This window comes from Ruegeria sp. AG1 (assembly GCF_056541705.1).
This window is the reverse complement of the sequence record NZ_JBQFYU010000003.1, coordinates 44834-66575: the sequence shown is the minus strand read 5'-3', so window position 1 is coordinate 66575 and position 21742 is coordinate 44834. Positions and strand designations below refer to the sequence as shown.

Annotated in this window: 19 protein-coding genes; 7 read left to right on the top strand and 12 right to left on the bottom strand. The window is 59.7% G+C overall.

Going from position 1 to position 21742, the window contains the following annotated elements; genetic code table 11:
* Positions 1-37 precede the first annotated feature (37 nt).
* The 12 genes from glnT to ACR0B5_RS04925 all read right to left on the bottom strand — a co-directional run bounded on the left by glnT (position 38) and on the right by ACR0B5_RS04925 (position 12706).
* Positions 38-1366: a type III glutamate--ammonia ligase gene (glnT, locus tag ACR0B5_RS04980; protein WP_480538850.1), complete on the bottom strand. Its 1329-nt coding sequence runs from the start codon at positions 1364-1366 to the stop codon at positions 38-40.
* Positions 1367-1447: 81 nt separating this feature from the next.
* Positions 1448-2776: an FMN-binding glutamate synthase family protein gene (locus tag ACR0B5_RS04975; protein ID WP_480539301.1), complete on the bottom strand. Its 1329-nt coding sequence runs from the start codon at positions 2774-2776 to the stop codon at positions 1448-1450.
* Positions 2777-2796: 20 nt separating this feature from the next.
* Positions 2797-3480 (bottom strand): protein GlxC, encoded by a 684-nt coding sequence (locus tag ACR0B5_RS04970; protein ID WP_480538848.1) that lies wholly within the window; start codon positions 3478-3480, stop codon positions 2797-2799.
* Position 3481: 1 nt separating this feature from the next.
* Positions 3482-4405 (bottom strand): class II glutamine amidotransferase, encoded by a 924-nt coding sequence (locus tag ACR0B5_RS04965; protein WP_480538846.1) that lies wholly within the window; start codon positions 4403-4405, stop codon positions 3482-3484.
* 206 nt (positions 4406-4611) lie between these two features.
* The gene (locus tag ACR0B5_RS04960; protein ID WP_480538844.1) at positions 4612-5238 is read right to left on the bottom strand and encodes a helix-turn-helix domain-containing protein; all 627 of its coding nucleotides are present in this window, start codon (positions 5236-5238) and stop codon (positions 4612-4614) included.
* A 257-nt stretch (positions 5239-5495) separates the two neighbouring features.
* Positions 5496-6500, bottom strand: a complete 1005-nt coding sequence (gene mvaD, locus ACR0B5_RS04955; protein WP_480538842.1) for a diphosphomevalonate decarboxylase — start codon at positions 6498-6500, stop codon at positions 5496-5498.
* Positions 6493-7395 (bottom strand): mevalonate kinase family protein, encoded by a 903-nt coding sequence (locus ACR0B5_RS04950; protein ID WP_480538840.1) that lies wholly within the window; start codon positions 7393-7395, stop codon positions 6493-6495. Before ACR0B5_RS04950 ends, mvaD begins: the two co-directional genes overlap by 8 nt.
* Positions 7392-8522: a mevalonate kinase family protein gene (locus ACR0B5_RS04945; protein WP_480538838.1), complete on the bottom strand. Its 1131-nt coding sequence runs from the start codon at positions 8520-8522 to the stop codon at positions 7392-7394. Before ACR0B5_RS04945 ends, ACR0B5_RS04950 begins: the two co-directional genes overlap by 4 nt.
* On the bottom strand, positions 8506-9672 hold the full coding sequence (locus tag ACR0B5_RS04940) for a hydroxymethylglutaryl-CoA synthase (protein WP_480538837.1): 1167 nt from the start codon (positions 9670-9672) through the stop codon (positions 8506-8508). The genes ACR0B5_RS04945 and ACR0B5_RS04940 overlap by 17 nt, the downstream gene beginning before the upstream one ends.
* Positions 9666-10736 (bottom strand): type 2 isopentenyl-diphosphate Delta-isomerase, encoded by a 1071-nt coding sequence (fni, locus tag ACR0B5_RS04935; RefSeq protein ID WP_480538835.1) that lies wholly within the window; start codon positions 10734-10736, stop codon positions 9666-9668. The genes ACR0B5_RS04940 and fni overlap by 7 nt, the downstream gene beginning before the upstream one ends.
* On the bottom strand, positions 10733-11767 hold the full coding sequence (locus ACR0B5_RS04930; RefSeq protein ID WP_480538833.1) for a hydroxymethylglutaryl-CoA reductase: 1035 nt from the start codon (positions 11765-11767) through the stop codon (positions 10733-10735). Before ACR0B5_RS04930 ends, fni begins: the two co-directional genes overlap by 4 nt.
* 180 nt (positions 11768-11947) lie before the next feature.
* Positions 11948-12706, bottom strand: coding sequence for an NAD(P)-binding domain-containing protein (locus ACR0B5_RS04925; RefSeq protein WP_480538831.1), 759 nt, complete (start codon positions 12704-12706; stop codon positions 11948-11950).
* Between the two features lie 165 nt (positions 12707-12871).
* Here ACR0B5_RS04925 and ACR0B5_RS04920 point away from each other — a divergent pair, with 165 nt between their 5' ends.
* The 7 genes from ACR0B5_RS04920 (at position 12872) to ACR0B5_RS04890 (ending at position 21695) form a co-directional block, all read left to right on the top strand.
* Entirely contained in the window at positions 12872-13774 is a 903-nt protein-coding gene (locus ACR0B5_RS04920; protein WP_480538829.1) for a LysR family transcriptional regulator, read from the top strand.
* Between the two features lie 99 nt (positions 13775-13873).
* Positions 13874-15958, top strand: a complete 2085-nt coding sequence (locus ACR0B5_RS04915; RefSeq protein WP_480538827.1) for a hydantoinase/oxoprolinase family protein — start codon at positions 13874-13876, stop codon at positions 15956-15958.
* Positions 15958-17667, top strand: a complete 1710-nt coding sequence (locus ACR0B5_RS04910) for a hydantoinase B/oxoprolinase family protein (protein WP_480538825.1) — start codon at positions 15958-15960, stop codon at positions 17665-17667. The genes ACR0B5_RS04915 and ACR0B5_RS04910 overlap by 1 nt, the downstream gene beginning before the upstream one ends.
* Positions 17664-18875: an NAD(P)/FAD-dependent oxidoreductase gene (locus ACR0B5_RS04905; RefSeq protein WP_480538823.1), complete on the top strand. Its 1212-nt coding sequence runs from the start codon at positions 17664-17666 to the stop codon at positions 18873-18875. Before ACR0B5_RS04910 ends, ACR0B5_RS04905 begins: the two co-directional genes overlap by 4 nt.
* Positions 18875-19648 carry an HpcH/HpaI aldolase family protein gene (locus ACR0B5_RS04900; RefSeq protein ID WP_480538821.1) on the top strand — a complete coding sequence of 258 codons (774 nt, stop codon included), beginning with the start codon at positions 18875-18877 and terminating at the stop codon, positions 19646-19648. Before ACR0B5_RS04905 ends, ACR0B5_RS04900 begins: the two co-directional genes overlap by 1 nt.
* Complete coding sequence (locus ACR0B5_RS04895) at positions 19645-20859, top strand: pyridoxal phosphate-dependent aminotransferase (RefSeq protein WP_480538819.1); 1215 nt, start codon at positions 19645-19647, stop codon at positions 20857-20859. The genes ACR0B5_RS04900 and ACR0B5_RS04895 overlap by 4 nt, the downstream gene beginning before the upstream one ends.
* Positions 20856-21695 (top strand): NAD-dependent epimerase/dehydratase family protein, encoded by an 840-nt coding sequence (locus tag ACR0B5_RS04890; RefSeq protein ID WP_480538817.1) that lies wholly within the window; start codon positions 20856-20858, stop codon positions 21693-21695. Before ACR0B5_RS04895 ends, ACR0B5_RS04890 begins: the two co-directional genes overlap by 4 nt.
* The last annotated feature ends 47 nt before the right edge of the window (positions 21696-21742 follow it).

Genomic DNA, 21742 nt, shown 5'->3' with positions numbered 1-21742 from the left:
CGAGGCCGCTGCTTTTGCTGCGGCCTCTTTTTTGCTCTCAGATATCAAGAGTATGCTGTTTTTCCCAGTTCGAGAAGTGGGACACGAACGAGTTCCACTCCTGATGCTTCATCTTCAGGAAAGCGCCAGAGAACTCCTGCCCCATCATCTCTTTCAACTCGGCATCCTTGTCGTATTCGCGCAACCCATCCAGCATGTTCAGCGGCAGTTTGGGCGCGTCAGTGACAGTGTGGCCTTCGGCGTACATGTCGATGTCGTAGCGCGGTCCCGGATCAGCCTTGCTGCGGATGCCCGACAGACCGGCGGCGATGATCACCGCCTGCAGCAGATACGGATTCGCCGCCCCATCGGGCAGGCGCAGTTCGAACCGCCCCGGGCCGGGGACGCGCACCATATGAGTGCGGTTGTTGCCGGTCCATGTCACTGTGTTGGGCGCCCATGTGGCGCCTGACATGGTGCGCGGGGCGTTGATGCGCTTGTAGCTGTTCACCGTCGGGTTGGTGATCGCCGCCAACGCGCTGGCGTGTTTCATGATGCCGCCGAGAAAGTATTTGCCCTGCTCGCCTAGCCCAACCTCTCCGGTAGGGCCGTCGCCGTCGCCCGCAAACACGTTGGTCTTCGCATCCGCGCCCGGCGCGTCCCAAACCGAGATATGGGCGTGGCAGCCATTGCCCGTCAGCCCTTCGACCGGCTTGGGCATAAAAGTGGCGCGCAGCCCATGCTTCTCGGCCACGGATTTGGTCATGAACTTGAAGAAGGAATGCTTGTCGGCGGTTCTCAGAACATCATCGAATTCCCAATTCATCTCGAACTGGCCATTGGCGTCCTCGTGGTCGTTCTGATACGGGCCCCAGCCAAGGTCCAACATGTAGTCGCAGATCTCGCGCACCACGTCATAGCGGCGCATCACGGCCTGCTGATCATAACAGGGCTTTTCGGCAGTATCGAACGGGTCGCTGATCTGTTCGCCATCGGGGGTCAGCAGGAAGAACTCGGCTTCGATGCCGGTTTTTACATTCAGGCCCATCTCGGCGGCCTCGTCGATCAGACGGCGTAGCACGTTGCGTGGGGCTTGGGCCACATCCTGCCCCTCCATCACGCAATTACCGGCAACCCAAGCGACTTCGGGCTTCCATGGCAGTTGAATCACCGAGGACGGGTCCGGCACCGCCAGCATGTCGGGATGCGCGGGGGTCATATCCAGCCAAGTGGCGAACCCGGCAAAACCGGCGCCCTCTTTCTGCATGTCGGCAATGGCTTGTGCGGGAACCAGTTTGGCCCGCTGTCCACCGAACAGGTCGGTGAACGAAATCATGAAATATTTGACGCCTTTTTCTTTGGCGAAAGCTGCCAGATCTGTCGTCATGGTCGGCCTTCCTTTCCCTGTTTATCAATCCCAATAGAAGAAAGACGCAGCCCCGTGGGACCGCGCCTTTCGAATGTCAGATCAGAACCCGGCCTTGCCCGGATACCAGTCGGTGCCTGCAAGGGGCACTTTTGCCATCGCAGCCGCCTCCATAGTCAGGGCACACAAGTCCTCGGGTTCCAGATTGTGCAAGTGATTGTGACCGCAGGCCCGCGCGATGGTCTGCGCCTCAAGCGTCATGACCTTCAGGTAGTTGCGCAGCCGTCGCCCGGCATCAACCGGGTCAAGACGCGCGGCAAGCTCGGGGTCCTGAGTGGTGATGCCCGCGGGGTCCTTCCCTTCATGCCAGTCGTCATAGGCCCCGGTTGTGGTGCCCAGCTTCTGATACTCGGCTTCCCATTTCGGGTCGTTGTCGCCAAGGGCAATTAGAGCCGCCGTGCCTATCGCCACCGCATCCGCGCCAAGCGCCATCGCCTTGGCCACGTCTGCCCCGGTGCGGATACCGCCCGAGATCACAAGCTGCACCTCGCGATGCACCCCCAAATCCTGCAGCGCCTGCACTGCGGGTCGGATACAGGCCAGCGTTGGAATACCCACATGTTCGATGAACACATCCTGCGTGGCCGCCGTACCGCCCTGCATGCCGTCCATGACGACAACATCCGCCCCGGCTTTCACCGCCAGTGCGGTGTCATAATAGGGCCGTGTTGCGCCGACCTTGACATAGATCGGCACCTGCCAGTTGGTGATCTCACGCAGTTCGAGGATTTTGATCTCAAGATCATCCGGCCCGGTCCAATCCGGGTGGCGACAGGCCGAGCGCTGGTCGATCCCTTTGGGCAAGGTCCGCATATCGGCCACGCGGTCGCTGATCTTCTGACCCAGAAGCATGCCGCCTCCGCCGGGTTTGGCCCCCTGCCCCACCACGATCTCGATCGCGTCAGCCTTGCGCAGGTCGTTGGGGTTCATGCCATAGCGCGAGGGCAGATACTGATAGACCAGTTTGCTGGAATGACCGCGTTCTTCAGGCGTCATGCCGCCATCGCCAGTCGTGGTCGAAGTACCCGCCGCTGATGCGCCGCGGCCCAAGGCCTCTTTCGCGGGGCCGGAGAGCGCACCAAAGCTCATCCCTGCGATGGTGATCGGGATATCCAGCTGGATAGGGTTCTTGGCAAAACGCGTGCCCAGCGTCACCGAGGTATCACAGCGTTCGCGGTAGCCCTCCAGCGGATAGCGTGAGACGGAGGCCCCCAGAAACAGCAGGTCATCGAAATGCGGTACCTTGCGTTTGGCCCCACCCCCCCGGATGTCATAGATGCCGGTGGCCGCCGCGCGGCGTATCTCGGCGTTGATCGGGTTGGAAAAGGTCGCCGACTGGATCGGAACGGTGCGCGGGGTCTGATCGTCCATATCTTTCATACCCTTCATCCTTAGTAAGCGGCCGAGTTATCGACGTCGAAGTTATACAGCTGACGTGCCGAGCCATAGCGTTTGAACTCTTCCGGTTTGGCGTCGCTGCCTGCACGGTCCAGCAGATCCTTCAGGATCTCGAGATGTTCGGGGCGCATCTCTTTCTCGACACAGTCCGCGCCAAGGCTCTTGACTGAGCCGCGCACGAACAGCCGCGCCTCGTAGAGGGAATCCCCCAGCGCGTCGCCCGCATCGCCGCAAACCACCAGATTGCCCGCCTGCGCCATGAAGGCCGACATATGGCCAATATTGCCATGCACCACGATGTCGATCCCCTTCATCGAAATCCCACAGCGCGAGCTGGCATTACCCTTGATCACCAGCAATCCACCATGGCCTGTGGCCCCAGCGTACTGGCTGGCATCGCCATCGACTATGACCTGACCCGACATCATATTCTCGGCCACGCCCGGCCCGACCGAGCCCTCGACCCGCACGGTCGCCTGCTGGTTCATGCCCGCGCAGTAATAGCCGGTCGAGCCTTTCACCGTCACCTCGATCGGTGCATCCAGCCCGACCGCGATGGCGTGGCTACCCTTGGGGTTCACCACCTGCCAGCTGGTCTGGTTGGTCTCTTTGCTTTGCTCCTGCAAGGACGCGTTCAGCCCGCGCAGGCCGTCGGCCTCAAGATCGTAGGTCTGCATGTCAGGCGGCCTTTTTGTTAGGAGTGTTTGTGTGGGACCAGAAGTAGACCGTCGCCGGCTCCGGCTCCCACACGCGGGCTTCTTCGATGCCGGGCAGGTTCACCAGGGCGCGGTATTCACTGCCGAAAGCCACATATTGATCGGTTTCCGCCATGACGGCCGGTTTGCAGGCTATCGGGTCGCGGACCACGCCGAACCCGTCCTTGGTGCCAACGACAAAGGTAAAGAACCCATCCAGATCCTCAAGACTGCTTTCCAGCGCCTCGCCCAGAGACGCGCCATTCATCATTTTCCACGTTAGGTAAGCGGCGCCCACCTCGGTGTCGTTCTCGGTCTGGATATGCACGCCCTCACGGCGCAGCTTGCGCCGCAATGAGTTATGATTGGACAGCGATCCGTTGTGCACCAGACACTGATCATCCCCGGTGTTGAACGGGTGCGCACCCATCGTGGTCACCGCTGATTCAGTGGCCATTCGCGTGTGGCCGATCCCATGCGTTCCGGTCATGCCGCTCAACTCAAAACGAGCGGCAACATCTTTGGGCAGACCGACCTCCTTGTAGATCTCAAGGCTTTCTCCGCGGCTCATGATCCGGACCGAGGGGCGGATTTCGGCCAGCGCAGCACGCGCGGCCTCGAACTGATCGCCCGGGATATCCAGCACTGCATGGGTGTCGTTGATCGTCTGGGTCACGGACGTGTTCAGCCGTTGACCCAGCTCATCCGCCAGACTGGCAAAATCCTGTTCGGGGTTTGCAGACTGAACGGTGACTTTTGTAGTGCCCTGAGATGGATCGCCATAAATCGCGATACCAGCGCTGTCAGGGCCACGATCGGTCATGGTGATCAGCATATCCGTCAGCATCTCACCCAGCTTGGGCGACAGTGACTGATCCTTAAGGAATAGTCCGACAATTCCGCACATGGCAGACAGCTCTCCTTGCGTGTTTCGTTACGCGTGTACGCTAGCAACAAAACTCCGGACCCTCAATAACTAGAGGAAATGTTTTTTCCTAACAGGCAATTTTTGCCCAATTTCTAAGCGCTCACTTACAAGCCACGGCAAGAGAGCCCGGCCAATAAAGCTGTAGGCCTAGCCGATTGATCATCAGCACTCTGATAAAAGGCGGATCAGCTTGTCTGAGGGTAACTGATCACCGACAGGTACCGCGCTGGCAGGCTGACCAATCTTTCAGGTCCATGTGGCGCATCCGCGTCGAAGAACAGAGTATCACCGGGTTTCAACGGATAAACCTGATCACCATGGCGATAGTCCACCTCACCTTCCAGCATATAGATCGTTTCAATCCCGCCATGCTGGAAGGTTGGGAAAACATCCGATTCCGCGGTCAGAGTGATCAGATAAGGCTCAACAATCACGCCAGAGCCATTGGCGCCGAGATGGCCAAGAAGGTTGTATTGGTGATGCGCCCGCGTGCCTTCGCGCTCTAGCTCGACGCCTTCACCGGCCTTGGTGTGGACAGCGTCGCGACGCTCTTCAAAACGGCGAAAAAAGCTGGTCAGCGGAACCGAGAACGCGTCGGCCAGCAGTTGCAGCGTGGTCAGCGAAGGCGACGTGTTGCCGTTTTCGATCTTGGACAACATCCCGATCGACAGGCCGGTCACCTGCGCAAGCTCAGCGACCGTTGTGTTCTGTTGCTTGCGAAAGGCCCGAACCTCGCGACCGATGGCCACTTCCAGAACCTTTTCCCGGTCACCGGACCGGATCGAATGAGGATCCTGCGTAAGTTTCATCATAGAGGCTCTGTCGTTTGGGTTGGCCGTCATATCCACTGTCCTTGCTACAAGTGTTTGAGCCTGTTCGGCAAGGCGCTGAGCCTGCAAGTTGGATAGCGAAGCCTTTGGCGAAAGTCTATTGCCCGCCAAAGGGCAGGAAGACTTGAGGGCATTGCCAACCTCCAACGCCTGGTGAGCGTGCATTGGATCGCGCGCGGTCACCTTCCAAAGCGTGACACGTTCGGCAGCGGCGACCGCTCAATCTTGTATCGTGGCTTCTATGCGTTTGACCATTCGAACGGAGATATCACGCGGGCGCCAGGAAACGCTTGCAAGACATCTGCCTCGGCTTCTTTCAGGAAAACCAGCTTGATATTCGCCCCCGCATCCATGGTCGCATAGGCTGCAAGACCATCTGTACGGGCCTGCCACAAACGATGCAGGATCACCCAGCTTTGATCTGTCAGGTAGGTCAGCGCCGGGCGCGCGGCTTGCATGGTTGCGTGCATGGCCAACGCATTTGCTTCGGCCGTTTGGCCTAGGGTTTCAAAGTCTCTCTCGTTGATCGCTTGCTCGATGGTCTTGCAGTCCCGCTCAGCTATCTCGGGCCAGCTGGAAAACAGAGGGCTGGTATCAACCGTGTGGTTCATTCCATCGCGGGAAGAGTGCAGTTTCGGGCCTGTGTCCACCTCGACAATGGCGATGCGAAATTCCGACCATACAAGGTCCAGCGGCAAGCCGTGGCTGTCTCCACCGTCATCGCGCACGCCCTTTTCCCAGCGTACAAAGCCGTGCCAGAGCGAGCGTGCTGCGCTGCCGCTGCCCAATCGGGCGATCAGGCTCATATCCTGTGCTTGCAGGTCCAGCCCGAAACTGCCGCATAGCGCGCGGGTCAGCGCGGCAAAGCCCGAGGCGGAAGATGCCAAACCGGCCGCCGTCGAGATAGTGTTTCTGGTCGAGATCATCAGTGGCAGCTCTCGGCCGCCGCGAAACAAATCCGCGAACGCAAGCGCCTTGCGCGCAAAGCCCGAGGTCGACGGCAAAGGCTGACCGTCCAGCAAGACCTGATCCGACCCGCTCTGGGAGGGCTCGACAATTGTATGAGACCCCCATTCCGCCAAAGAGATCGACAAGGAACTGTTGAGCGGCAGATTCAGCGCTCTGTCCCGTTTGCCCCAGTATTTCGACAACGCGATATTGCTTGGGGCATAGGCGCTGAAGCTTCGCACCTCGCACGCGTCTCGCATGGTTTGCTCAATGAGGGTCTGAACGGCGTCAGTCATGTATGATCAGTCCTTCGCTGGCCAGTGTCACCGGAGTGAACCCATTTGGCGGCGTTCCCAGGGCCAAAACGCAATCGCCCAAGCCAGAGCCCGATATCTTGGCCGCCATGACACCTTCGGCCTGTCGGGCCGACGTGATGATCCGGTTCAAGGTTTCGTCGCTCACGCCCAAATCCTCCATGCGGGTCTGATAGCTTGTCAGGGCGTTCGCGAAGGCCACCCAATCGCGGTCCTTCGCGGCACTGATGGCATGATCGGCCAAGTCGCCCATATCCGTATAAAGTGATTTGAACTCGACTTCTCTTCCGATCATCCGTTCCGAAACCTTTTGCAAGACAACCGCAGTGGGGGTCTTGTAGCCGCAGTATCGCAGGCAGATCGTAGGAGGGTGAGGCAGTGCCACCATCTCTGGATTTGGTGGAGCGCGGTAAGCCAGCATACCACCCTGCAAGCTGGCTGCTAAATCGGCGCCACTGCCGCGGCCCTGAATATCCTGAATGATCTGATAGGCCTTGGAGTGAATACCGTTCAACGGCTGACCCGTGACGGTCAGAACGGCCCCCAGAGCTGCAATGGTCACGGCGGCAGATGACCCAAGCCCAAGCGTCGGGTCAATCACCGACGAGATCGAGATATCCATCCCGACGTCAATCGCATCCCTGTACATGGCGATTGCGGCGAGGACAAACTTGTACGGCCCCACTGCTTGCACCTGATCCAAATCTACCGTTTGGGTTTCGGCAATCTCGGAGGATAGACGCACCAGTTGATCGGTACGTGGTCGCAGCGTCACCGTTAGTCTTTGTTCAATCGCGGCCACGATGGCTCTGGAGCCATAAACGACTGCATGTTCTCCGGTAATCATGACCGATCCCGGTGCACTGGCCCGTATCATGAATTGGCCCTGTCTGTGCTGTTTTCAGGGGCCTTGCCCATCGCTGCACCTGTTGAGGCCAGACGCAACGCAGACCATTGCATCTGAGGATAGCCCGACATGAAATCGGCCATTTTGTCGTGGTCCTCCATGTGTACCAGAACCACCCCACCAAAATCACCGCGTACAGACCCCGCACCGCAGATTTTGGCCGCGCCGCCAATGCCTTCGATCTCTCTGATAAACTTATGGCACAGGTCCGGCACGACACCGATCATTTCCAGCAATCGCTGGTTTTCGGAAATCGCATCGTCCGGGTCATGCCCCGAGGCGATCGCGGTCAAAAACGCGGTCGTACAGTCGCCGAAACGTTGCCAAAGGGCGTCGTTCTGCGCGTGTTCGGCCGTGACCGCACTGACGCATTCGCCTGTGGTGCTTTCGGGCCGGCCGTGCAGGACCCAATACCACCCCTTACCCGTCAGCAAACCATGATCCGGCGGTAACTCCGGTGCCGCGATACCCGTTTCGCCTGCACGCACAAGGCCGCCTCGGACAACTGCGGCGGCATCAATCGGCCCCGCACTCCCATGCTTGAGACGCTCGCAAAACCGGACCCGCTCATACCTCTCTTCCAGCGTTTTGGGCCGCTCCAACAGGTTTTCAAACAACACCGTTGTGGCCGCGACGATGGCCGCGGACGACCCCATTCCCGCGCCGATCGGCAGCTCTGACCGACTGGCCAGCTGTCCGGGGGCCAGTTTGCTGTTCATCGCACCAATGCCGGGAATCGTTGACCCGGGCGTTGCGAGGCTGTCATGCAACAGTGAGGCAAGCGTATAGACGGCCAGATCATCGGGACGCGTGAGAATCTTGTGGACATCCAACTCGCCGCGTGTGAATTGATCAAAGCGCTGATCCAGTGACGACTTGAACTGAGACAACAATTTCAGAGGGTAGTATTCGCCCGAAGACAGGTTCTCGAACGCGGTCTTTAAGCCTTCACCCAAACCCAGAGGCTGAAACGACACTTCGGTATAGCGGGCCACGGCCATTGCCAGTGCAGGCATACCATACAGAACCGAATGCTCTCCGGACAGGATCAGCTTGCCGGGCGCGTGGGCCCAGACTTTATCATGCGGTCCGGTCAACGTAGATGCGCTTGTTGTCGTCAATGCTTGCCAATCTGTAGCGCCCTTTTGCCTCATCGGGCATGGGCGTATCTGTCCCGTCCTCGCCATTCTTCGCGTGCCAGAGGGCAACATATTCATCATACGAGACGGCGGTCCGGTCCTCGAGGATTTCCCGGTGGCGGGATGCAAACAAATGATCGCGGTAGCCTTCGACCACCTTGGCATCAAAGAACTCACCGGTCGCGCCGGACCCGTAGGAAAACAGTCCCAAGGACTTGCCCGCCAGATCGCTATCGCTGTTCTCCAACGTTGACAGGATCGCGAGGTACATCGATGCGGTATAGCTGTTCCCGACCTGACGATTGTAGATCATCCCCGGCAGAGCGGCCTGCATATCGGCCTTGGCTTTTGCCTCTTTCGCCAGACGCAGATGCGCCTTCTCGCCCATACGCGAGAATGGCAGGTGATAGCAGAACTGCGCGAACCCATCATAGGGCAAGCCGCCGTTTGCCTGATAGTCACGCCAGGACTCCACCAGCGCCCCGAGATAGCGCAGCGCCGAGTATTTACCGTCAACCAAGGGTGTGCGCCGGTGGTTGGGGCGCCAGAAATCCATGATGTCTTCGGTAAACAGGCCCGAGACAGTCCCGATCTCTAACAGTGTCGGATCAGCCGTGACCAGCATCGCAACGGCCGAGGCCCCCTGCGTCGCCTCACCCGAGCTGTCCAGATCATAGCGCGCGATATCAGAGGCGATCACAAGCGCTTTACGATCCGGTTTGCGTGCCACATGGGCGCAGGCCATTTGCAGGGCGGCGGTGGCAGAATAACAGGCCTGCTTCAGCTCCACATTACGCAGGTTCGAAGGCAGCCCCAGAAGCCTCTGCACATAGATACCAGCCGATTTCGATTGGTCGATCCCTGTTTCCGTTGCAAACAAGATGGTGTCGATCCCGTCTGCTCCGTGTTGATCAATGATCGGCTTCGCGGCTTCGGCGGCCAAGGTCACAACGTCTTCGTCATGCCCGGGCATGGCAATCTTTTCCTGCCCGATCCCACGTGAGAACTTGGCCGGGTCGATGCCGTGGTGCTGGGCCAGAGTGTCCAGCGAAATATAGCGATGAGGCGTGAAAAAGCTCATCGCGCTGATACCAGTAGAGATTACCAAAACTTTGACCTTGATCGGATCAGTGAGACATTTGCCTTCAGCTGAGATACATCGGCGCAGCCCAAAAGAAACATCGCCGTCTGAAATTCGCGACGTAACTTTTCAATTTGGCGGATGACCTGCGCGCTCGATTCCTGCGCTGCGGCCAAAAACGGCGCGGCCATTCCGCACAGATCTGCGCCCAGAATGATAGATTTGGCCATGTCCACACCGTCTCTTAAACCGCCGCTGGCGATGAGTGTTGTTGGATCGGTCTTTTTGACCAAGACGTCCCGGGTTTCAAGCAGACTTTCGACCGTCGTCAGGCCCCAATCCTGAAAAACCAGACCCAGATCGTCCTGCTCGTCCGCGCGGCGATGATATTCGATCCGGCTCCAGGAGGTACCGCCGCGACCGGCCACATCGAAATGGCGAATACCGGCGGCATAGGCCAGCTCGACATCGGGGCCGGACAGCCCGGCACCGACCTCTTTGATCAGCACGGGCACCGGCATGTTCGAAACGAGATCAGAGATCTTGCCAGACAGGTTGGAAAAGTCGCGGTCCCCTTCGACTTGCACGGCCTCTTGCAGCGGGTTGAGGTGCAGATACAACCCGTCGGCTTCAAGCGCCTGAACGGCCTGAAGACAGTGGCCTGCATCTAGTCCTGCGTTCAACTGCACGGCACCGATATTACCGATCAACGGTATGCTCGGCGCGGCATCGCGCAGCTGAAAACTGTCCTTCGAGGCAGGATCCGTGAACAGCACGCGTTGTGAGCCGACCGACATTGCCACCCCGGTCGCCTCGGCCGCCTCTGCGAGGTTGCGATTGATCCTTGCGATCTCATCACCGGTTCCGCCCGTCATCGACGAAATCAGCAGCGGAAAGCTGAGAGGCTTGCCCAGAAACCGGGTGCTGGTGTCGATCGCATCCAGATCCAGCTCGGGCAGGGCGCGATGGGTCAGAGAGATCGCGTCAAACCCGCTGCGCCCGCGTTCGACATCGGGGTCCTCCAGAACGGCGCGCAGATGGTCCAGCTTGCGCCCGGCCACGCTGCGGTCGGCGGGTTTGGGCTTGGTCATCGTTCCAGTTCCATATGGGTGCGCACCAGCTCTCCGGGATTGGTTTGCGCGGCCATCAAGGACAGCTCCCCGCACAGCACTGCACCGGCGCAGATGCCAGCCAGCCGACGGGCGTTTTCACCCGCCTCGCGCTCCTCTGTGCAGCCCATCAGGCGCAGGTTTTCTTCGACTTGCTCATTGCCTTTGCCTGCCCCGACCGAACCGACAATCAGGTTCGGCAAGGTGCATGAGAAATACAGGTCTTCACCGCGCGCTTCGCAATGAACGATACCTTGGCTTCCCTCAATGATATTCGCGGCGTCCTGTCCCGTGGCCAGATAGAAGGCCAGCAGAATATTTGCGAAATGCGCATTGGCGCTGCGCAGAGATCCCGCCAGGTTTCCGCCAATCAGGTTCTTTTCGAGATTGAGCGCAACCATCTGCTCGGGCGTGGTGCGCAACATGCGCCGCAGAAGCCGGCCCGGTATTTCCACTTCGGCAATGACGTATTTGCCCCGCCCCAAAAGCCCGTTCGCAGCGGATGCCTTCTTGTCGGTACACAGGTTGCCCGAGATCGACGCGTAGGCCAATTGCGGCTGGTCATCCAAGACCCAATTCAGCACCGCCTCGGCCGCCTTGGTCACCATATTGTGACCCGAAGCATCCCCGGTGGAGCACTCGATCCGAATAAACAGCAGGTTCCCGGCGATCTGGCGATTCAGCTTAATCAAGCGGGCAAAGCGGCTGGTCGAGGAGATGATCTCAGCCACTTTGTCGGTCTGCGCCTCGATCCGTTGCCAGGCTTGATGCGCCGAGGCCGCATCCTGCGCCCGCACAGCGATGGATCGTGTCATCCGCTCGTCAACCAGGGTGACCTGAATGCCGCCTGCATGCCGCGACACACCCGCACCGCGTGCCGTGGAGGGCCACAAGGGTGTCTCGAACGTCGCCAGAGGGACGCTGACCTCACCGGACACCAGATCCCCCCTGAACAGAATCGGCCCGACCCATTGGGTTGGAAGCGGAGTCACGAACGTAGATTTGGCGCGCACCTGGTTACCCTTTTCAGTTTCGGTCGACAAAAGCGTCTGATCCGATGAGGGGTATCACCAGACCAAAGGGCCAATGTCAAACTGCGAAAGCCAAACATAGCGACCGTTGCGGCGATCCCAACGGGTAAACTCATCCCGCATCGGCGACATGATGTCGTCGCGCGCTTCCAGTACCGGTAATCAGCCCTCGGACAGGCGGGCCGACAGAACCTCGATCCCTTGGACCAGATCGTCATAGGTGTTGCGATCGTCCATGTACTCTCGCAATTGCTGGTTCAGCCCGCCCGGCGTGTTTAGGGATTCGACCAGATCGGCCATCGCGTTCTCGGTCTCCATCGGCGCGGCCATGATCGACCCTCCGATCAAAAGACGCAGGAATTTCTCGGCCTCATGGGCGCTACCGGTCTTATGGCCCAGCCAGTCAATCCCAACGGCCAGCGATTTCGCTACGACCGATAGCAGGGCTTGAGCGGCCAGAAACTCGTTGAAATCACTCTCAGACTTCATGGTGATCACAGTGTTTGAACCACCATAGAGGGCCTCAACCGTTGGCGACGCAGGAAAGACCAGAACTGGAGATCCGCCCGAGGCAATGGACGGGAACGGGATCATCAGCGCCTCGAACGTGGCCGGTGCAACGAGGTCCTGAACCTGTTCCGGCGAAATACCGACCATCAACGAGATCACCCGCTGGCCTTCGCGAAACCGCAGCGCGGACAGCATCGCCTCGGCCTGTTCGGCGGTCGATCCGACAAAGACCACGTCACTGGCATCCAAAACACCCTGATTGTCAGCCACAGTCACATTGTCGAAGCGGGCCGACAGCTCGGATGAGTTGGCCCGGCTTCTTTCGCTGACAACAATTTCATACCCATCGCGGACCAGACCTTCGGCGCAGGCCCGCGCAATGGTTCCAAACCCAAGATAGCCAAGCCTCATGTTTGCCTCCTGTTTTCCGGCAAGTGGTCGAGTCGCCCCGTTGATCGCTCTATTCGCCACCGCACGCAAACCAATTCTCCACCGACCAGACATCAAACGGACGGAACGGACGGGTTCTTGCCCTGAACGATTGACGATCAGTTTCCCTGATGCTCAAAAGCTTGAATGATAAAGAACCAAATCACTCTCAAACAGCTCGAAGCCTTCACCTTCGTAGTCGATATGGGAACCTTCCGCGCCGCGGCCAACGCGCTTGCGACGACACAGCCCAATATCTCGTCACGCATCGCCACGCTGGAAGAGGCGTTGGGCACAAAGCTATTGTATCGCGATGCAGGCTCCGTGCGTCTGACAGCGAAGGGAGAGGCGCTGTTGGAAAAAACCAGAACGGTTCTCCGCGCGACCGAAGCTTTGCTGGAAGAGGCCGACCGACAAGATCTGATTCAGGAGCGGTTGCGTCTTGGCGTCACCGAATTGGTCGCCTGCACATGGCTGCAGGACTTTCTGCGGAGCCTCAAACAACACTATCCCAATCTGAGCGTCGAGCTTGTGGTGGACCTTTCCGGCACGATTGATGAAAAGCTGCTGGAGGGGCAGCTTGATCTTGCCGTGCAGAACGGGCCGTTCAAAACGGAATTGGACGGGACGCGGGAGCTGACCGGCGAAGACTATGTGTGGGTGGCCAACACAACGCTCGCCTCAGGCTTGCCCGACGGGCGCAGCGTCGACCGGTTTTTCGCATTCTCCGTTCTGACCCATGCTCGCCACACAATTGCAGGGCACAGCCTTCATGCGATGGCGCAGGAACGTGGGCTGGACGCGCAGAAAATCGTGCATTCAAACGCTTTGTCCGCCTGCGTTCCGATGGTCTCGGAAGGTCTCGGGATCGCGTTACTGCCGCGCCCTCTGGTCCAGCGTGAGATCGACTCGGGTGCACTGCTGGAACTTCAATCCGATTGGACAGCCGAGCCGCTGCGGTTTTTCGCCCGCTACGATCCAACGCGGGCCGCACGGTTCGTGGAACATGCGGCGGAAATCGCCGCGCAGCTCAGGCCGCAAGCACGATAAAGAAAACTGATCAGGAGTAGAAATTAAAGCAATTTGATTTTTCGTCCCGAGCTGGGTTTTAGTCGCGTTTGACAGGTACTCTTTCAAGCGGGCACGGGCATGACTTCACACTCTATCCGACTAGGCGTTGATATCGGCGGCACCTTTACCGATGTGGTTCTGGAAAAGGATGGACAGACATTTTCCACCAAAGTGCTGACAACCTATGCCGCGCCGGAAAACGCGATCATCGACGGGATGCAGCAGGTCTGTGCCAAGGCCGGGATCACTCCGGGCCAGATTGACCAGATAATTCATGGCACCACGCTGGCGACCAACGCGCTGATAGAACGCCGGGGGGCGAAAACGGCGCTGATTACGACGGAAGGGTTCCGCGATGTGATCGAAATGCGCACCGAAAGCCGGTTCGAGCAGTACGACCTGAACCTCAAACTGCCTGACCCGCTGCTGCCGCGCCACATGCGCTTTACCGTTCCCGGCCGCGTCGATGCGCGCGGCGAAGTTCTGGTCGATCTGCCCCGCGCCGATGTCGAAGCCGTGGTGGACAAGATTGCACAAGCTGGGTTTGAATCGGTGGCGGTAGGTTTGATCCACTCCTACCTCAACCCAACGCATGAGCATATGGTGCGCGAGGTTCTGGCCGAGAAACTGCCTGACGTTTCGGTTTCGATCTCGTCCGAGGTTTCGCCTCAGATGCGCGAATATGAGCGGTTCAACACGGTCGTCGCCAACGCCTATATCAAGCCGCTGATGGCCTCATACCTGGGTCGGCTCGAGGATCAATTGCGCGCCCAAGGCGTCAAATGCCGGATCTTCCTGATGCATTCGGGTGGCGGCATCATCTCAATCCAGAATGCGGCGGAGTTCCCGGTGCGGCTGGTCGAAAGCGGCCCCGCTGGAGGTGCGGTTTTTGCGGCCCATATCGCGGCGCGCTACGGGTTGGACAAAGTGCTGAGCTTTGACATGGGCGGCACCACGGCCAAGATCTGCCTGATCAAGAACCAGACCCCCAAAACCAGCCGCGTGTTTGAGGTCGCGCGAACTTATCGGTTCAAGAAAGGCTCGGGTATGCCCATTTCGATCCCGGTGATCGACATGGTCGAAATCGGCGCAGGCGGCGGCAGCCTGGCTCATGTGGACGGGATGCGCCAGATCCGCGTGGGCCCGGAAAGTGCCGGGTCGGAGCCCGGCCCGGCGTGCTACGGGCGCGGTGGCACACGCCCAGGCGTGACGGACGCTGATCTGATTCTCGGCAAACTGGACCCGAACAACTTCGCCGGTGGCTCGATCGTTTTGCACCCGGACAACTCCAAATCTGCGTTGACCGACCATATTGGCAGTACGCTAGACATGGACCCGGTCGAGGCCGCCTTTGGCGTGGCCGAGATGGTGGACGAAAACATGGCCAACGCCGCACGCGTTCACGCCGTCGAGAATGGCGAGGACCTGAGCGAATACACCATGATCGCCTTTGGGGGCGCGGCCCCTCTGCACGCCGGGCGTCTGTGTGAAAAGCTTGGGGTCAAACGCCTGCTGGTCCCGCCAGGGGCTGGGGTCGGCTCGGCTATCGGGTTTCTCCGCGCGCCTTTCAGTTTCGAGGCCAACCGCTCAGTCTATATGAAGCTCAGCGATTTTGACGCGGGACGGATCAGGGAGCTCTTGTCCGATCTGAGAGACGAAACAACAGGCTTTGTGCGAACCTGCGATGCGACCAGCCCGATCCGGACCGATTTCAAAGCCTATATGCGCTATTCCGGTCAGGGCTGGGAAATCCCGATCGAGCTGACCGAAGAACAGGCGATGAACCCCGACGCCGCCACCTATCAAGCCCGGTTCGAGGAAGGCTATACCAAGCTTTTTGGCCGCCCGGTCGCGGGCATGGACATCGAGATCACCGTCTGGTCCGTCAACGCAAGCACCCCGCCCGAAGAGGTCACGCCGATTGCCGTCACAGACGCAACAGGCGCGGCTATGTCCGAAGGCACGCGACGGGTCTTTGATGCTGCATCCGGCCGTTATCTGGACGCCGATACTGTTGACCGCGCTAGCATGCAGAGCGGGCAGCGCGCGCAGGGACCTGCAATCGTGACCGAAGATGAAACAACCATCGTTGTCCCAGCCAGCCGGGACGCCATCCGCCAGCCCGATGGCTGCGTAGACGTTGTGACAAAAGGAGCCGCGTGATGAGCAAAGAGCAGTCCAAAGTCACCTATCAGGTCATGTGGAACCGACTGATCTCGGTTGTCGAAGAACAGGCGCAAGCGTTGGTTCGGACGGCGTTCTCAACCTCGGTCCGCGAGGCCGGGGACCTGTCGGCGGGGGTCTACGACACGCACGGGAACATGCTGGCGCAGGCTGTGACCGGTACGCCGGGCCATGTGAACGCGATGGCAGATGCGGTCGCGCATTTCATTCGCCGAATTGGCCGACAGAACATGCATGACGGCGATGTCTACATCACCAATGACCCGTGGGAGGGCACAGGCCACCTGCATGACATCACGATGGTCACCCCATCCTTTCACAAGGGCGCGCTGGTCGGGTTCTTCGCTTGTACCGCGCATATCGTGGATATCGGCGGGCGTGGCTTTGGGGCCGATGCGCAAAGCGTCTATGAGGAAGGGTTGTATATACCGATCATGAAATTCGCTGATCGCGGCAATGTGGATGAAACGCTGGTGCGTCTCATTCGCGGCAATGTGCGCGAGCCAGATCAGCTGATCGGAGACATTTACGCTCTGACCACCTGTAACGAGATCGGCCATCGCCGCCTGATCGACATGATGGAGGAGTTTGACCTCGAAACCCTCGATGGGATCGCCGCGTTCATCCTCGACAACTCCCGCCGAGCGACGCTGGAGCGTATCGCTGCCCTACCTCAGAAAACCGCTGAGGGTGAAATGACGATGGACGGGTTTGATACTCCGATCACGTTGAAGGTCAGAATCAGCGTTGAAGGCGACAGGATCGTGACCGATTTCACCGGCACCTCAGGGGCGGACAAGAAAGGGATCAATTGCCCGCTGGTCTATACCAAAGCCTATGCTTGTTACGCGCTTAAGGTCGCGATTGCGCCCGAGATCCCCAATAACGCAGCATCATTGGCCCCGTTTGAGGTCACCGCACCTGAGAACACCATTGTGAATGCGCTTCATCCGGCTCCGGTGGCGCTGCGCCATATCGTGGGCCATTTCGTGCCCGATGCGGTCTATGACGCGTTCGACAAGATCGTTCCCGGCCTCGTCCCCGCCGAAGGCGCGGGATGTTTGTGCAACTTTCAGGTCAGTCTGCGCCCCCGCACCGATGCCCCGGCCCCTAAAGGCGCCCGCCGGTCCGAAGTGCTGACCTTCAACTCGGGCGGGTCCGGCGCGCGGCCGGAACACGACGGGATGAACGCCACCGCCTTCCCATCGGGCGTAATGACCATGCCGATCGAAGCCACTGAACACGCGGGCCCCGTCATCATCTGGCGCAAGGAACTCCGCCCCGACAGCGGTGGTGCTGGGAAAACGCGCGGTGGGCTGGGCCAGTATATGGAGGTAGGCGCGCAAGAGGGGTACGAGTTCGACATTCAGGCCATGTTCGACCGCAGCCAACACCCCGCGCGCGGTCGTCGTGGCGGGAGAAATGGGGCACCAACGACCATTGCCCAGGACGACGGGTCCGACATGCGGGTCAAAGGTAAACAGTTTGTACCACACGGGCGCAAAGTCGTGATGGCGTTCCCCGGCGGTGCTGGCTACGGTGACCCTTCGGAACGGTCAAAACAGATGGTGAAGCGTGATCTGGCGCTCGGCTATATTTCAGACGAAACAGCATCGCGCGACTATGGCTTGACGGCATCCGAGATCTCTCAGATCCACCGTGCCGTTGCAAAAGGAGAATACGAATGAGCAACCAAAGCCCGGCCCGGCAAAACTATGATGTGGTGATCATAGGCGGCGCGATCATGGGGGCCTCGACCGCTTGGTTCCTGTCGGACAATGCCGATTTCAATGGCTCGGTTCTGGTGATCGAACGCGACATGACCTTTGCCTCATGTTCGACCGGGCATACGAATTCCTGTATCCGGCAGCAATTCTCGGCCGAGCTGAACGTGCGGATCAGCCAGTTTGCCGCCGATTTCGTCAAGAACCTGCGCGGCTATATGGGAGGCGATGACCGGGTGCCCGAGCTGTCGATCCATTCCTTTGGCTACATGTATCTGGCGGACACCGAAGGCTTTGCCGACGTGCTACGCGAGAACCAGAAAGTGCAGTTGGCGGCAGGTGCGGCAACGCAACTGATGAACGCGGATGAGATCAAGGCGGCCTATCCGTTCTACAATGTCGATGACATCGTTCTGGGCTCGATCAATCTGGTTGACGAAGGCTATTTCGACGGCGCGGCTCTCGATCACTGGTGGCGGCGACAAAGCCGCGAGCGTGGCGTCGAATGGATCCAGAACGAAGTCGTGGAGATCACCCGAAACGCCGCAGGCACCAAGGTCGAAAGCGTCACACTCGCCTCGGGCGAAGTCATTGCGTGCGGACAGGTGGTCAACGCGTCTGGCCCTCGGGCGGCCAGAACAGCGCAGATGGCTGGGATTGACGTGCCAGTTGAACCCCGCAAACGCTATTCCTGGATTTTCAAGGCCGAACAGCCGCTAGACCGCGACCTGCCGTTGACCATTGATCCCTCGGGCGTTCATGTGCGCGAGGTCGGAGGCGGCACGTATCAATGCGGTGGGCATTCCGACATCGACCCGGCGGTGGATTTCGATGATTTCAACATGGATCACGCCTTCTGGGAAAACCACGTCTGGCCCGTCCTCGCCACCCGTATCCCGCAATTTGAAGCAATCAAGCTGCAAAGCGAGTGGGCCGGGCACTACGCGATGAACACCTTCGATCACAATGCAATCATGGGTCCGCATACCGAGCTGTCGAACTTCATCTTCCTGAACGGTTTCTCGGGCCACGGGCTGCAACAATCTCCGGCGATGGGGCGTGGCACGGCCGAGTGGCTGACCTATGGCGAATACCGCGCGCTTGATCTCACGCCCTTCAACTACGAACGCATCCCGGCCGGGCAACCAATCATCGAAAAGGCAGTGATTTGATGGAGCTAACACCCAACCGTTTCACCCATGCAATCGCACATGGCGACAAACAAGTTGGTGTGTGGGTCAGCCTGTGCAGTAACACTGCAGCCGAAGTCATAGCCACCTCAGGTTATGACTGGGCGCTGATCGACATGGAGCACAGCGCCAACGACTATCACAGCGTGTTGTCTCAGCTGCAGGTCTTTGCGGCGTATCAGACCACAGCCCTTGTCCGTGTCGAATGGAATGATGCGGTTGTGGTCAAACGCCTGCTTGATCTCGGCGCGCCGGGGCTTCTGTTTCCGATGATCCAATCGGTGGAAGAAGCCGAACGCGCGGTCGCGGCCACGCGCTACCCGCCGCGCGGGGTTCGCGGGATGGCAGGCGCAAGCCGCGCAACGGGTTTTGGGCGGATCAAGGACTATGTGACGCGCTGCGAAGACGAGCTGACGGTTCTGCTGCAAGTGGAATCCCGCGCCGCCTTGGAACAGGCCGAGGCTATCGGCACTGTCGATGGTGTCAGCGGCATCTTCTTCGGCCCGGCGGATATTGCAGCCGATCTTGGTCATGTCGGCGACCCCATGCATCCCGAGGTCTGGTCCGAGATCAGAAAAGCCGCGCAGAAACTGATCGCGCGCGGGGTGCCCTTCGGCACCCTGGTCACCGACCCGGCCTTTGCGGCTGATCTGTTGAACGAAGGGTTCACCTTCGTTGCCAACGCTATTGATACCGGCCTTCTGGCGCGTGCGGCTGACACGGCGCTGGCCCAAACGAAAGATCACCTGAAATGAGTTTTGCCGCCTCTCGCCTTGCATCCGTGAAACCCTCGGCCTCGGCTTGGGTCAGCCAGGCCGCGAAAGAGGCCCGCGCGCGCGGTGAGGATGTCATTGATCTGGGCCTCGGAGAGCCCGACTTCGACACGTCCGACCACATCAAGGACGCCGCACATCAGGCCGCTCTGGCGGGTGAGACCAAATACCCGCCCACCAACGGCACCCTCACCATGCGGCAGGCCGTTGTCGACAAGCTGCAGCGCGAGAACGATCTGACCTATGCACCGGATGAAGTCATCGTGTCGAACGGTGCCAAGCAGGTGCTGTTCAACGCCTTCATGGCCACGCTGGAGCCGGGCGACGAAGTTCTCCTCTGCGCGCCCTATTTTGGGCAGTACAAGGACATCGTGCTCATCCTTGGCGGTACGCCAGTGACTATCGAATGCCCGGCTGAGGACGGATTTCGCCTGACACCTGACAGGCTGGCCGACGCGATCACACCCAAAACACGCTGGCTGCTGCTGAACCAACCCTCGAACCCCTCGGGCGCAGTCTATTCGGACGCTGAGATTGCAGCCCTCGGCGCGGTTCTGGAACAACAGGACCGCATCCTGATCCTGTCTGATGAGATCTACGAACACATCCTGTTCGACAATCGCGTCTTCCGGTCTTTCGCAGCCCTGTGCCCGACGCTGAAAGATCGGACGCTGACGGTGAACGGGGTCTCCAAGGCCTATGCGATGACCGGGTGGCGCATCGGCTATGGCGCAGGCCCGAAAGAGCTGATCGCCGCGATGACCAAGGTACAGAGCCAGATTTCCTCGGGCGCTTGTTCGATCGCGCAGGCCGCAGCGGCGGCGGCGTTGAACGGCCCGCAGGATGAGGTGCGCCGCTTCTGTACCGCGTTCGAGGCCCGCCGCGACCTTGTGGTCGAACGCATCCGCGACATTCCCGGCCTGACGCTCGACCCGCCGGGCGGAGCGTTCTACGGGCTGATCGGCTGTGAGGGCCTGATCGGGGCCACGACGCCGGACGGTGTAGCCCTGACCTCAGACGCAGATGTAACCGCCTATCTGCTCAGCGCGGCCGGTGTGGCGGCTGTTCCCGGCAGCGCCTATGAGCTGTCGCCCTTTTTCCGCATTTCGACCGCCGCGTCCGAAGACGTTCTGAACACGGCCTTGAACCGCATCTCTGATGCCGTTGCCAATCTGAAAGGAGTTCGCCCATGAAGAAACTTGTCCTCACCGGCGCAGCGGGGCGGCTTGGATCATACTTGCGCGGGCCGCTGTCGAAACTGTGCGACGAGTTGGTCTCTTCGGACATTGCCGACGGCGTACCCAATCTTGCGCCGAACGAAAGCTACGTGAAGGCCGATCTTGCCGATCTTGAAGCCATGACAGAGCTGCTGGACGGCGCGGATATGGTGGTTCATTTCGGTGCCATCGCGGATGAGGCCCCGATGGATGTGCTTTGGGGCCCGAACTTCTACGGCGCCTATACCGTGTGGGAGGCCGCCCATCGCAACAATCTGCGGCGGGTGATCTATGCCTCGTCGATCCACGCGGTCGGCATGCACAAAAAGACCGATTTCATCGGCATCGACGCTCCACACAGACCAGATACGTTCTATGGGCTTGCCAAATGCTTCGCCGAAGACCTCGCCTCGCTTTACTGGGACAAGCGCGGGCTCGAGGCCGTCTGCCTGCGCATCCTGTCCTGCGCGCAGGTCACGAACAGCCGCGCGGTTGGGACGTGGCTCAGCTATGATGATCTGATCCATATGGTGGAACAGGCGATCAAGACCCCGGTCACCGGATTCAGCATCGTCTATGGCGTGTCCGACAATGACCGCGCGCCCGTCGACAACTCCAAGGCGCGGCATCTGGGTTTCCTGCCCAAGGACAATGCCGAGCAATTCGCCGATGAGATATTCGCCAAGGACGGCCCGCTTGACCCCCTTGATCCCGCCAATATCCACCACGGCGGCCCATTTGCAGCCGTTGATCTGGGCAGCAGCGGCATGGCGCATCTGAACCTGAACGCAGACGATACGGCGAAGGAGTAAGCGTCAGCCCGTCTTCGCCGCCAAGCGGGCCTTTTTCTCTGAATACA